The sequence below is a fragment of the Roseivirga sp. genome, assembly GCF_965216855.1.
Taxonomy (GTDB): domain Bacteria; phylum Bacteroidota; class Bacteroidia; order Cytophagales; family Cyclobacteriaceae; genus Roseivirga.
Genome location: NZ_OZ244204.1, coordinates 3,221,633 through 3,234,990 on the forward strand (window position 1 = coordinate 3,221,633; position 13,358 = coordinate 3,234,990).

Consider the following 13,358-nt stretch of genomic DNA (forward strand, 5'->3'; position numbering starts at 1 on the left):
TAAACACACAATTATGTCAAATCCAAGTTACAATCAACTTCAACAGACGTTTGCGCTTAATTGGTTATCCAATTCGCTGTCTAATGTTAAAAACACTCCGGCACAGCTTCAGAAAGAAGCAGAGAAAAGTATCCCGGCCGTTTTGAAAGATCCTGAATCAGTTCAACTCATTGGTGAGTGGTCGGTGGTTTGGGGGCCAGTCATGTTTTCCAATAAGGATAATGGCAACAAATCGGTAGCGGACAATACCATGTTCCTTGCCAAGAGTGCCAGTCAGAATACGTATGTATTGTCCATCGCAGGTACAAACCCCATCTCTCCTTATGGCTGGTTTATTGAAGATTTCAATACCGGAACCACTCAGGTCTGGCCATTCAGTGCGGATGCTGCCAGCCAGGGGGTGAAAGTGTCTACCGGTACTTATGTGGGTATTCAACACTTGCTGCAAATGCAGAGCAATGGTCAATCAGTGGTCGATTATCTGAGCAGTATTTCTGCTGCTGCCAGCCAGCAAACAGAGCTTATTGTCACCGGCCATAGCCTTGGTGGTGCTTTATCGGCTTCTTTGGCTTTGGGGCTCAAAGGAATGCAAACGGCTACTTATGACTTCAAATGCATCAATGCCAGTGGAAGTGCCAATGGTCAGTCGATGAGCATCGGTTCATGGGATTCTAAGTTGAATTTCATCGTCAGTGCTTTACCAACAGCAGGAGCGACTCCGGGCAACAAGGCTTTTGCTTTCTTCTATGATCAGGAATTGGGTTCCAGAACCATTAGAATATGGAATAGCATAGATGTTGTGCCGCACGGCTGGCAAAAGGACATGATGCTGGAAGCTCCACATTTGTATTATCCTCATGTGAAGCCCAATGCTGCTGTACTGGCACTGACTAACCTGGCCCTGCTCAATTCCATGAAAAGCGGTGAGGACTATGTACAGATCATGGAGCAGGTGGCAGGCTTACAAAGTGCTGTGAACATGCAGATCATCAGTCCTACCGCTGTAGCTGATCTTTTAAAGACTATGGGTGAAGGTGAGATCACTAAGATTCTCACTTTTGTGGCCAACAATATTCTGAATGTGATTCCGGATAATGATCCTGACAAGAAATGGCTGGAAATGTTGAAAGGTCCGGTTATCAACGTGTTGGCTAAGGTCATTCTTGCGAAGTTCACAGGGACCATTTCCCAGGATATTATCAATATGCTGCCGAAGGGTATCGTGGCATACCTGGAGAAGATTTATGCCTTCTTTAACAACCTGTTCCTCTTTTTGGTACAATTGGGCTATCAGCATGTGCAGGCCTACCTACAGTTGATGGAGGTCACGGCCTTTACCAATGTCATGACAAAGTATAAGCCACAGTCGGCCTAAGTACTTTTCAGAGCGAATGATCTTCAACTTATTGCTTACTTTGTTTTCGGTTAAATCGGGAAACATCTGAAGTATGAGATCATTCGCTTTCTTTTTATGTCTTTTTGTTCTGGCTTCTGGTCTTTTGGCGCAGGAGAGGCCGTCTACAGCAGCCAGTAATGTACAGGTCATTGAAAAGCCATTTCATATTCCGGGCCTGAACAGGGAAAGGCAAATCCGGCTGTACCTTCCACCAGGCTATGCCGATTCCAACAAATCATATCCGGTGCTTTATATGCACGATGGACAGAATCTGTTCGATAAGGCTACTGCTTACATTGATGAATGGGGAGTGGATGAGGTGCTGAATGAGCTTTATGAAGAGAAAGGCTTTGAACTCATTGTGGTAGGCATCGACAATGGTATGGCCGATCGAATTCATGAGTTGACTGCCTGGGATCATGAAAAACATGGTAAAGCAGAAGGGCAGGCTTATATGGACTTTATCCTGAATACCGTCAAGCCATATATCGATCAGGAATACCGAACCATTTCTGACAGAAAGGGGACTGCTATTATGGGTGGATCTTTAGGCGGATTGATTTCGCACTATGCCATTTTCGAATATCCGGAAATCTTCAGCAGAGCGGGTATCTTCTCTCCAAGCTTTTGGTGGGGTGAGGGACCTTTCAATCAGGTGCGTGAGCAGACTTTGCCTGAAGACGCTAAAATGTACTACATCGTGGGGGCTAAAGAGCCTCCATCAATGACGGAGTCTTTTGAGCAGATGATTGAACTACTGAAAACGGAAGGACTGGAAGATCAGATTCAGTGGAGAATTGATGCGGAGGGCGGGCATAATGAACGTTCCTGGAATGCCCAGCTGAGAGAAGCCCTCTCCTGGCTATATAGCCTTGAATAAAAGCTTCCAATCGTTAGTCGATCTCTTATATTTGCGCCAAAATCATTCTTTTGAAGAACTAATCCCGTCAGGGTATCGTTTTTCCGATTCTACAAATCGACTAAATGGCAATCATTAAACTGGCTTCTTACCTACCTGAGCGTTTCATTTATTTTTGGTTCAGGGCACTGGGCGGCTTTGCATTTTACATACTGAAGTACAGAAGAGAGGTCGTTCGCACCAACCTGAAGAGCGCATTCCCCGACTTTCCAGAAGAGAAGATCAGGTCTCTCGAAAAGGCTTTTTACTTCCACTTTACAGAGGTTTTTGCTGAATTTATCATTGCCTACAGGTTCACAAAGTCTGATTGGGAAGAAAGGTGCAAACTGATCAATCCTGAACTGTTAAGAGATGAATTGGATAAAGGTCAACCCGTTGTATTGTTATCCGGCCATATGGCTAACTGGGAGTGGCCTGCTCATTCTATCAGTAGGCTCATGGGCTATCCCATGGAATTCCTGTACAAGCCGATTAAGAATCAGAAGTATGAGGAAATCATGCATAACCTCAGAACCCGCCACGGTGGACGTGCTATTCCAAAAGACACGGCCAGCAGAGAGATTATCAAAAGAAAAGATGAACCAAGGGTCATTGGTTTTATCGCTGATCAGGTACCGAGTATCGGTACTGAAAAGCGTTGGGTCGACTTCCTGAATAAGGAGACGGCTTTCTATGTAGGAGCAGAGCGAATAGCCATGGCCATTCAGTATCCGGCTTTCTTCTGCGACACCAGGCGCATTGGCCGGGGTAGGTATGAGGTTACTTTTCACTCTGTGGCTCAACCGCCATACTCTGATCAACCGGGAATTATAGAGACTTATGCCGGACTGCTTGAAAAAGCCATTCAAAACAGTCCGGGCGATTATCTATGGTCTCATAAGCGCTGGAAGTACACCAGAGAAGAGGCGGAAGCGGTTACCTCTGCCTAATTATTCATCTCTTAATATTTCAGCAGGATTTTGTCTGGCCGAGTTCAATGAATGGAAGCCAATCGTTAACCAGGCAATGACAAAAGACATGCAACCTACTGCTACGAAGACCCAGATATTGAGTGGAGTCTTATAGGCAAAATCGGACAACCATCCTTTAACAAACCAATAGGCTAAGGGGCTGGCAATGAGTATGGCAATCAGGATGAGGATAGAGAATTCCCTGGTGAAAGCCGCAATCAGCTGCTGTGCCGAAGCTCCTAAGACTTTCCTGATACCCAATTCCTTCTTGCGCTGTTCCGAAGCAAAGGCGGATAGCCCGAATAGTCCGAGGCAGGCAATGACGAGCGCCATAACGGTGAAGATATTCAGAATCTGTCCCATTCGCTGCTCTGTTCTGAAACTGGCTTCAAAAAGCTGATCCATAAAAGAGTACTCGAAAGGTATGTTGGCATTGAATTCACTAATCTCTGCCTTAATGTCTTTCAGGTTAGCGTCCAGAGCGGCTTTGGTATTAACCTGTTGAGGGTTCAATCGAACTGAAAGGTAATTCTTGTTGATGTTCCACATCTTGTCATTGTCATTGTGAATGATCATCAATGGAACAATGTCATACCTTACACTATTGAAGTTAAAGTCTTCCATTACACCTATAACTTCAAACAGGGCCTGAGTACTATTAGGGAAAGTAATGTGCTTGCCAATAGGAGAGTTTTCAGGAGAGGCAGGATATTCCCAGCCCAATGCTTTAATGGCTGAAACATTAAGTAGGATTTTATATCGGTCTGTGCCCCTGGTTTCATCGAAGTTTCTTCCTTCCAGAATATTCACGCCCAGCATATCGACATACTCTTCGTTACACCTGATTCGATTCAGGGTAATGGCCTCGGTTTCGGGACCAAAAGCTTTGTATTTGTCTTCATTGAAAACTGCCGGAGGGGTCATGTCTGAAATACCCACTTGTTCAATGGCAGGATTATTCTTGAGTAGAGTTTGTAGCGTTTCCTGCTGCTCAGAGCTCAGCATTTCCATATTATGGATCTGCAATACATTCTGGTTGTTGAATCCAAGGTCGACCTTGGAGACATAGTTCAGTTGCTTTTGCACGAAGAAGGTGGAAACAATAAGCGCTACAGAAATTGTGAATTGGGTAATGATTAATATGTTTCTAAGCATGCTGCCCTTAAAGCCGCTACTCAATTTGCCTTTCAGTACTTTCACCGGGCTGAAAGAAGAAAGGTAGAAGGCTGGATAACTACCCGCTGCAACTCCCAGTACCAAAATGAATGTAAGAACCAATCCCATTGCCTGTGGGTCAGATAAATAAGGATGCAGGCTGAGTTCAGTATCAGCAATCAGGTTGAAGGCATCGAGAGAAACCTCGGTAATGACTATAGCCAGTATGGTTCCACAGGCCACATACAATACAGACTCAAAGATGAATTGTCTGATCAATGAGCTTTTTTCCGAGCCCAATACTTTTCTAATGCCTACTTCTTTGGCTCTGTTGGCTGATTTGGCCGTTGAAAGATTCATGAAGTTGATACTGCACAGAACAAGGATCAAGACGCCTACGGCAGAAAATATCTGAACATATAAGATGTTGCCGGCAGGACCAATGCGGTTGCCGCTTGGTGGAGATTTTACATAGACCTCATTGAGTGGCTGAAGCTCTAGTGTCCATTGTTTGTCTTTGATATATTCATCATAAGTCTGTCCAAAAACATTTTCAATTTCCTGAGTGGCCCATTTTGGGGGAATGGATTGAATTTTGTTTTCCAGGGCAGTGACATTCACATCAGGGCCAACCAGTCCATAAGTGACAAAGGTCGTCCAGATCCATTGATGCTGTCTTTGCCTGATGTTATCAAAGGAAGTCATGGAAAGCAGCATGCTGAACTGAATGTGTGAATTGGTAGGAATATCTTCTAATACTGCGGTCACCTGGAATGATTTATTCTCACCAGATTGATTAACCACCAGTGTCTTTCCTATGGCTCTGTTGGTTCCAAAGTATTTGATGGCCGTTTCTTCTGTCACTACGACACTGCCTGGTAATTCAAGAGCTGTTTCGAGATTTCCTTCCAGCTTTGGAAAGTCGAACAGTTGAAAGAAATTCTGCTCTGCAACGTAGGCAGTACTTTCTGTAAATGAGACCGGTTGTTGACCTTCCGGTTGATAGTTGATAACCATTTCACCCGGAGTGTGTACACGGGTCACTTCTTCAAATTCAGGAACATCAGACCTTAATGCAACAGCCAGGTTAGGACCGGTGGAGGCAAAGGATTCATTCCAGTCTCCCCAGATCATTGGTTGGTTTATTCTATATACACGATCGCCTTTGCTAAAGAAATTGTCATAGCTGTACTGGTTGATAACATAGAGAGAGATCACTAGGGTGGCGGTGATACCAATGGAAAGGCCCAGAATGTTAAGTAAAGAAAATTGTTTGTGCCTGATGGCATTGCGCCAGGCAATGACGAACATGTTTTTGAGCATAGGTCTAAATTAAATATTCCACCAGCTTATGCCAAGGAGTATGCCAAAGCTCTATCTGTCTTTAGAGCCTGCAAAGGCCGATTGGACAGCCATAGTTGGTTAGCTAATGTTCTTTGCAGGACGATAGTGTTCGCTGGCGGTCGGTTGTGTCTTGTACAATATGGAATTTGGGAAAATAAAAATGCCGTACCTGTCGAGGTACGGCATTTTATGTAATGCACTATCGTAAATTTTATTTACCCAACAGTTCGGTACTTCTTTTAATGAAGTCTGTAAGGGCTTTGCCTTCGAGAAGACCTTGCGAAAGCATGGCCAGGTCTACTGCCTGCTTGGCCAACCCTTCTTTGGCATCATCGGCATCGGCTTTAAGAATCTTATCGGCCAGGGGATGATTTCCGTTTACGGTTACATCATACGTGTCTGGCATGGCGCCAAACATATTGAATCCACCGCCTCCGGTAGCCTGCATTTCCTTCATTCTTCTCATGAACTCAGACATGGTGATAGTTACCGGGGCATCATCAGGAGAAAGTGCTTCTACTTCCACTTTGAAATTGCCATCGGCAACAGCCTTAGTGTAAACTTCTTTCAGACCTTCTTTCTGCTCATCGCTTAGTACCAGCTCACGCTTTTCGTCTTTATCGATCAGCTTGTTCAGGTTTTCAGAGTCTACCCGCTTAATCTGGGTTTTCTCCAGCTTCATCTCCATGTGGTTGATGAAATGGCTGTCGATTGGTGAATCGAATACCAGTACATCGTATCCTTTATCCTGAGCCGCTGAAATAAAGGCATCTTGCTTAGCCGGATTGTTGGCATAAAGCCAGACTCTGTTTTTGTCTTTATCGGTTTGGTTAGCCTCAATATGCGCTTCGTATTCTTTCAGCGTAAAGCACTTGCCGTCCACATTTTTCACTAAAGCATAGTCTGTTGCCTTCTCATAGAACTTCTCTTCTGAGATCATTCCGTATTTCACAAACAGGCCAATATCGTCCCACTTCTTCTCATAAGACTCACGCTCTTTTTTGAAGAGTTCACCCAGCTTATCAGCTACTTTCTTGGTGATGTAAGTGTTAATCTTCTTCACATTTCCATCGGACTGCAGGTAACTTCTCGATACGTTCAATGGAATATCGGGAGAGTCAATAATACCGTGGAGGAGCATTAAGAATTCAGGCACAACGTCTTTTACTTCATCCGTAATGAATACCTGACGTGAATACAGCTGAATCTTGTTCTTCTGCATTTCGAAGTCATTCTTCAGCTTAGGAAAGTAGAGAATTCCGGTAAGTTCGAAGGGGAAGTCTACATTCAGGTGAATCCAGAAAAGCGGATCTTCCGAGAATGGATAAAGCTCTTTGTAGAACTTCAGATAATCTTCATCGGTGAGGTCGGTTGGCGACTTAGTCCAGATGGGAGAAGTATTGTTGATGATATTATCCTTTTTAACGGTCTTGTATTTCTTCTTACCGTCTTTGTCTTCTCCGTCTTCAACAGACTCTTCTTTTTCACCAAACTTCACTTCTACCGGAAGGAACTTAGCGTATTTGTCAAGAATGCCCTGAATTCTCTGATCTTCCAGAAACTCCTCAGAATCTTCATTGATATGCAGGGTAATGGTTGTTCCCCGGCTTTTTCTTTTTCCGGCTTTGATCTCAAATTCGGTGCTGCCATCACAAATCCATTTGGCAGCTTCTGCACCTTCCTGATAGCTCAATGTGTCAATCTCTACCTTACCGGCCACCATAAAGGCAGAATAGAAGCCCAAACCAAATTTACCGATGATCTCCTTGGCATCTCCCGCATCTTTGAATTTCTCAACGAACTCTGTAGCTCCTGAGAAAGCGATTTGGTTGATGTATTTTTTGATCTCTTCGGCAGTCATACCAATACCGTTGTCTTTAATGGTAATGGTCTTTTTCTTTTTGTTTACCTCTACTTCTACACGGGTTTCACCAAGGTCTCCCTTGTATTCACCTAAAGAGGCCAGACGTCTTATTTTCTGTGTGGCGTCTACGGCATTGGCTACCAATTCTCTCAAGAAGATTTCATGATCAGAGTATAAGAACTTCTTAATGATCGGGAATATGTTCTCGGTATGTATCGAGATCGTACCTTTCTCTTGCATAACGTTTTGTCAGTTTTTTTCCAGCAGCCCAGAAAATCAAATGCCATACCAATCGACAAAGAGTGACATGCTGACAGACTTTGTACCGAAAAGTCAGGGTGAGTCAGAAAATCGTATGAATTCAGTTGATGCAGACTAAGTGTAAAACCGTAGTGAAAGTGTTTTCTGACTGTTACAACCAATGTATTTTTAAAAGTGTCACTTGATTGATACAGAAAATAACATGAACATTGTGCCATTGGCTTAATGCTCAAAGCCTATTAAAGAGAGAGAATTATGAAAATGAAGAAGTGGATAGCCGGAGTATTGGCCCTCAGTCTCATGGGGTGTTTGAATACAACTGATGATACACCAGATTATGATCCGTTGGCTCAACTTGAATTAGATATCGCTGCTATTGACAGCTATCTGAACGAGAACAACATTACCGCAGAGGTAGATGAAGGAACTAAGATACGTTATGTAATCCAGCAGACAGGTAATGAGGTAAATCCCGGAGCCGCTGATTTTGTATCGGTGGATTATGAACTGTATGACCTGGAGAATAATCTACTCGACACCAGTATAGAATTAGTGGCAAGAGATGGCGGTATCTATAATGAGAACAGGGATTATGCGCCTTTACAATTTCAAATTGGTACCAATAGTGTAATCTCAGGGTTTCAGTATTCAACCATGTTATTGGAAGAAGGAGGAAAGGGTGATTTCTATGTGCCTTCTGTCTGGGCGTATCAGAATATTGGTCAGGGTAACATTGGTCCCAATGAAAATCTAATCTTTAAGATTTCTTTGCTGAAGATTAATCCTTAAAAGAGAATTTAAGTTTATAAAAAAAGCAGCTTCAATTACGAAGCTGCTTTTTTTATGAATGCTTTTTAGTTCTCTACCTGATTCTATCTACACTTTTTACCAGCTTTTCGTCTTTACGGATAAAGCGGTTGGCGATGATGTTCAATAGCATAGCCCCTGCAGGCAGGTAAAAACCCAGTGATATGGCTCCCTGACCTTCGATAAGGCCTTCATATTGATATATTTTATAGTAGGAGATACCCAATGTTGCGGCCATGATTAGTGCATTGAGTGCACCTAGCTTCATCTGATTGAGTCGGTTTCTAAACTGCAGTACAGAAAATATAGCAATGAGAGCTGCAATAATAGACAATGCCCCGATATACCAGGTGCCATCCTGTCTGACGATGGTGTCATCGGAAAGATCACTTACCGTACCGGCCGTTTCAATCACTTTCATATTCATGGTAGTGAGCGTTACCACGGTTTGATCATCTGCACTTTTTTCACCCCAGAGATAATAGGCGTTCGTCATACCCATTAATACGGCAACACCAAGAAGAAATAGAGTTTGAATACGCTGAATCATGATCTTTTGAATTTGGAGGCAAATATAGTAAAGCTATTGAAGTGACTTGATCTAATCTTAAAATTAAGCATTAAGGTCACGATGGGTCTCGGTTTTAGACGACAGGCTTTTGGTTAAGATGATCATTTTCTCATTTACATCTCTATTTCTGTTGTTGAAATATTTAACTCATAAAGTATTATGAAATATTAATAAAACAATATAATATAGATTTAGTATTCTGTTACAGCACAGATGAAGTATTAAGAAAAAATCGTGTTTGGTCTTTGTCGGACTGATACTTCTCATTCTCAGCTGCAGTTACTGCTCGTGTTTGTGGGGAAAAATGAGCGGTGACAAAGGGGCGCCTTCAATGAAACAATATGTTTTCTAATGAAAGTAGAAATCCTTGGGGTGATTTCTGCTTCGGTGTCTGGCTATGCGTGAATGAATAAGTAATGCGGTAAGAAAGACGAAGGCTTGTGTTGTAAAGAAACGGGTTGTTAATGTTTAGGGCGGGAGTCCGAGTGCTCCTGCTCTTTTATTTTCCTCATTCAGCAGTAATTGAGCCCTTATTTTTCAGGCTTGGAATTAATTAAGTTAATTCGCAGGGTCAAATCCCTAGGAGTATCAACTGAATGCGCTGTTTTCTTGAAATCGCTTACAATGGCTCTCACTATCATGGCTGGCAACGTCAGGCCAATGCGCATACCGTGCAGGAGGAGATTGAACAGGCACTTTCCAGGATGATGGGTCAGCCTGTCGATATTACAGGAAGTGGTCGCACCGACACAGGTGTACATGCCAAACAGCAGGTAGCCCATTTCGATACAGATTCCAGTCTTGCGCTGGAGCAAATCCAATATAAGCTTAATGCCATGCTACCTCCCGATATCGCCATATCTGCCTGTCGTGAGGTAAAGTCAGAAGCCCATGCGCGTTTCGATGCTCAGGAACGAGGCTATCATTATTATATCCATCAAAAGAAAGATCCTTTCCTCGATGGTCAAAGCTATTACTTTAGCCAGTCGCTTCATGTTGAGCTCATGAATATAGCTGCCGAAAAGCTATTGGGAAGGCAGGACTTCGAGAGCTTTAGCAGGGTGAAGACAGAAGTAAATAATTTCATTTGTGAAATATTTACCGCGAAATGGTTTTGGGAGAACGATCAGTTAGTTTTCAACGTTAGGGCAAACAGGTTTCTAAGGGGAATGGTTAGAGCGCTTGTGGGAACACTGCTGGAAGTAGGGCGAGAGAAACTAACTGTTGAGGATTTTGTTAGTATCATTGCGGCTAAAGACAGGACTAAAGCCGGTAGGGCTGTACCACCCCATGGCCTTTACCTCTCAGAGGTTCAGTATTTGGAAGATATTTATTGTTGACATTGGAAAAGGAAAAAGCCAAAGTAAAGAGCGGGAATTTAGTGGACTTTAAGGTGTTGAAGCGTCTGTTTCAATATGCAAGGCCTTATATCAAACAATTCTACCTGCTCGTATTTCTTACCATATTTCTGGCTGTTCTAACACCCATCAGACCCATGTTGGTGCAAAGAGCCATTGACCGTTATGTGCCCAATGGGGACTATGATGGTCTGGTTTTAATGATCAGCATTCTTATAGGTCATCTGATTCTTTTAGCAGTTGTTCAATATTCTCATACCTATTTATCAGGCTGGGTGGGGCAAACCATTATCCGGGATATCAGGATTAAGCTTTATAATCATCTCGTTAGACTCAAGCTTAAGTTCTTTGACAAGACACCTATTGGTAGGTTGGTCACGCGAAATGTTTCAGATATAGAAACTCTTTCCAATGTCTTTAGTGAAGGCATTGCTGCTCTAATCGGAGATCTGCTTCAGTTGATCTTCCTTATGGGCTTCATGTTTGCCCTGGACTGGAGATTGACCCTGGTAAGCCTTTCAACGCTACCGTTGCTGATCTTCAGTACTTATGTATTTAAGGAGAAGATTAAAGTTACTTTCAATGAGGTGCGCAATGCTGTCTCCAACCTCAACTCATTTGTTCAGGAACATGTAACAGGCATGAACATCGTTCAGATTTTCAATGCTGAGAAAAGAGAGATGAATAAGTTTGAAGAGATTAACGGAGAGCATCGCAAGGCACATATCCGCTCTGTATTGTATTATTCTATCTACTTCCCGGTTGCTGAGATCATACAGGCCATAGCCATTGGAATGGCCGTTTGGTATGGAGCACGTGGAATTCTGGTCGATACCAGCGCAGGTCCCGGAGTGATCATCGCCTTTATCATGTACATTCAGATGTTCTTCCGTCCCATCAGAATGATTGCAGACAGGTTCAATACACTGCAAATGGGTATTGTAAGCTCAAACCGTATTTTCGACTTGCTTGACAATGATGAGCATATGTCCAATGAAGGAGATTATGCGCCTGAAGAAATCAAGGGTGCTGTTGAATTCAAAAAGGTCTGGTTTGCCTATAATGAAGAGGACTATGTACTCAAGGATATTTCTTTTGAGGTGAAAGAAGGGGAAACCGTGGCTCTGGTAGGGGCTACCGGTGCTGGTAAGTCTTCAGTCATCAATTTGCTGTCTCGTTTCTATGAAATCAACAAAGGAGATATTCTGGTTGATGGGGTTAACCTCAATGAGTATGATCTAAGTGCTTTGAGAAGTCACATTGGAGTAGTTCAGCAAGATGTCTTCCTGTTCTCAGACACGATTAGGGAGAATATTACATTGGGAAACCCGGACATCACAGACGCTAAAATATCAGAGGCCGCTGATCTGGTGGGTGTTAAGAAAATTATAGACCGACTGCCGGGTGGTTATGATTATAATGTAATGGAAAGAGGTTCAACTCTTTCTGTAGGACAGAGACAACTGATCTCTTTTGTGAGGGCCATGGTATATGATCCTAAGATCATTGTGCTGGATGAGGCTACCTCTTCAGTAGATACAGAAACAGAAGAACTTATTCAGAAGGCTATTGAGGTGCTAATGAAAGGTAGAACATCTATCGTGATTGCTCACAGACTTTCTACCATTCAGGGAGCAGATAAAATCATCGTGCTCGACAAAGGAGAGATCAAGGAAATAGGAACGCATCAGGAATTATTGGAGAAGGAAGGTTTCTATTCCAAACTATATAATATGCAATACAAAGAAGTGGCTGCCATATGAAACGCAAAGGATTAATTATCTCAGGCTTGATAGCTTTTGTTCTGATTGTAGGTGCCTACCTCTATCTGGGTGGATTGAATAAGGTGGATTATTCTATAGAGAATGTAAGCGACTATAACTTAGTAGGTGTACTCTATCAGGGTGAAGGTGATAGTCCTGAAATTGAGCAAGCATTCTTCGAAGCTAAAGATTATATCGAAGCCGGTAGGTTCAAAGGTGTATTGACCATTGTCCACTACAATGATACTACACTGGCGGAGGAAGAGCTAAAGATGTTTATTGGCGTTAAGTTAGAGTCGGGAACTTCAGACCTTCCTGCAAACTACAGTCGTTTGAGTATTCCGGCTAGCAATGCTGTAAGAGCACAAATCGAGGCACACAATGTTGTGATGCCCAGCCCGGCAACCATTGAGGCAAAAATGAGGGAAACTGCTGAAGGTGCCCGATTGGAATTACAGAACTTCACTATTGAACAATATATTTCTGAGAACCTGCTGATTATTGAGATGCCTGCTAAATAGGCCTAATCCCAAACAAATTTCCAGCTGCCATCTGCTTGTCTTTTCCAGACGGTATGAAAGATGCCTTTAGATTCCTGAGCATTTCCGGTTGAATCAGTTACTGTTAAAGTGTACTCACCATAGGTGTATCCAAGATCTCCTGAGTTAGCCACATCCACAAAGTCAGGTTTCCAGCTTAAGCTGAATTGATTAGGGTTGGAGTTTGCTGCCTGAAAATAGGTCTCCATTGCTCCATAACCTTTGATCAACTGATTGTTGCGCATCATTACGCCATTATCGGCAGAATAAGCCAAAAAGGCGGCTGGAATACCATCAGCGATGGCCATGTCGGAAAAGGCTTTTTCAGTGTCTACAATTTCCTGTTTCCACTTTTCAATATTGGTCACATTGTTCTTCTGGCAGGAGAGAACAGCCAGGAATAAAATCAAAAAAGCATACTTCTTCATGGT

The 13,358-nt window shown here is 43.0% G+C and carries 11 protein-coding genes; 7 read left to right on the top strand and 4 right to left on the bottom strand.

The genetic code is table 11. The features are described from left to right. Positions 1-13: 13 nt before the first annotated feature. The 3 genes from ACOOEY_RS14310 to ACOOEY_RS14320 all read left to right on the top strand — a co-directional run bounded on the left by ACOOEY_RS14310 (position 14) and on the right by ACOOEY_RS14320 (position 3,244). Complete coding sequence (locus tag ACOOEY_RS14310; RefSeq protein WP_420385405.1) at positions 14-1,375, top strand: lipase family protein; 1,362 nt, start codon at positions 14-16, stop codon at positions 1,373-1,375. Positions 1,376-1,448: 73 nt separating this feature from the next. Continuing rightward, positions 1,449-2,276, top strand: a complete 828-nt coding sequence (locus ACOOEY_RS14315; protein WP_420385406.1) for an alpha/beta hydrolase — start codon at positions 1,449-1,451, stop codon at positions 2,274-2,276. 104 nt (positions 2,277-2,380) lie between these two features. Then, positions 2,381-3,244, top strand: coding sequence for a lysophospholipid acyltransferase family protein (locus tag ACOOEY_RS14320; RefSeq protein ID WP_420385407.1), 864 nt, complete (start codon positions 2,381-2,383; stop codon positions 3,242-3,244). On the opposite strand, the gene ACOOEY_RS14325 is transcribed toward ACOOEY_RS14320, so the two are convergent. Together ACOOEY_RS14325 and htpG are read right to left on the bottom strand one after the other, a co-directional pair. Then, complete coding sequence (locus ACOOEY_RS14325; protein WP_420385408.1) at positions 3,245-5,743, bottom strand: ABC transporter permease; 2,499 nt, start codon at positions 5,741-5,743, stop codon at positions 3,245-3,247. 232 nt (positions 5,744-5,975) lie between these two features. Further along, complete coding sequence (gene htpG, locus ACOOEY_RS14330; RefSeq protein WP_420385409.1) at positions 5,976-7,868, bottom strand: molecular chaperone HtpG; 1,893 nt, start codon at positions 7,866-7,868, stop codon at positions 5,976-5,978. A 276-nt stretch (positions 7,869-8,144) separates the two neighbouring features. Here htpG and ACOOEY_RS14335 point away from each other — a divergent pair, with 276 nt between their 5' ends. Continuing rightward, positions 8,145-8,678 (top strand): FKBP-type peptidyl-prolyl cis-trans isomerase, encoded by a 534-nt coding sequence (locus tag ACOOEY_RS14335; RefSeq protein WP_420385410.1) that lies wholly within the window; start codon positions 8,145-8,147, stop codon positions 8,676-8,678. Positions 8,679-8,751: 73 nt separating this feature from the next. On the opposite strand, the gene ACOOEY_RS14340 is transcribed toward ACOOEY_RS14335, so the two are convergent. After that, complete coding sequence (locus ACOOEY_RS14340) at positions 8,752-9,246, bottom strand: DUF4293 domain-containing protein (RefSeq protein ID WP_420385411.1); 495 nt, start codon at positions 9,244-9,246, stop codon at positions 8,752-8,754. Between the two features lie 617 nt (positions 9,247-9,863). Between ACOOEY_RS14340 and truA the strand changes: the two genes are divergently transcribed. Genes truA through ACOOEY_RS14355 form a run of 3 tightly spaced genes read left to right on the top strand, consistent with a single transcriptional unit; the run spans position 9,864 to position 12,909 of the window. Next, the gene (truA, locus tag ACOOEY_RS14345; protein ID WP_420385412.1) at positions 9,864-10,607 is read left to right on the top strand and encodes a tRNA pseudouridine(38-40) synthase TruA; all 744 of its coding nucleotides are present in this window, start codon (positions 9,864-9,866) and stop codon (positions 10,605-10,607) included. A 2-nt stretch (positions 10,608-10,609) separates the two neighbouring features. Next, positions 10,610-12,388 (top strand): ABC transporter ATP-binding protein, encoded by a 1,779-nt coding sequence (locus ACOOEY_RS14350; RefSeq protein WP_420385413.1) that lies wholly within the window; start codon positions 10,610-10,612, stop codon positions 12,386-12,388. Further along, the gene (locus ACOOEY_RS14355) at positions 12,385-12,909 is read left to right on the top strand and encodes a hypothetical protein (protein WP_420385414.1); all 525 of its coding nucleotides are present in this window, start codon (positions 12,385-12,387) and stop codon (positions 12,907-12,909) included. The genes ACOOEY_RS14350 and ACOOEY_RS14355 overlap by 4 nt, the downstream gene beginning before the upstream one ends. A gap of 2 nt (positions 12,910-12,911) precedes the next feature. Here the strand turns inward: ACOOEY_RS14355 and ACOOEY_RS14360 are convergent, their stop codons facing one another. Further along, positions 12,912-13,355 (bottom strand): YybH family protein, encoded by a 444-nt coding sequence (locus ACOOEY_RS14360; RefSeq protein WP_420385415.1) that lies wholly within the window; start codon positions 13,353-13,355, stop codon positions 12,912-12,914. Positions 13,356-13,358 lie beyond the last annotated feature (3 nt).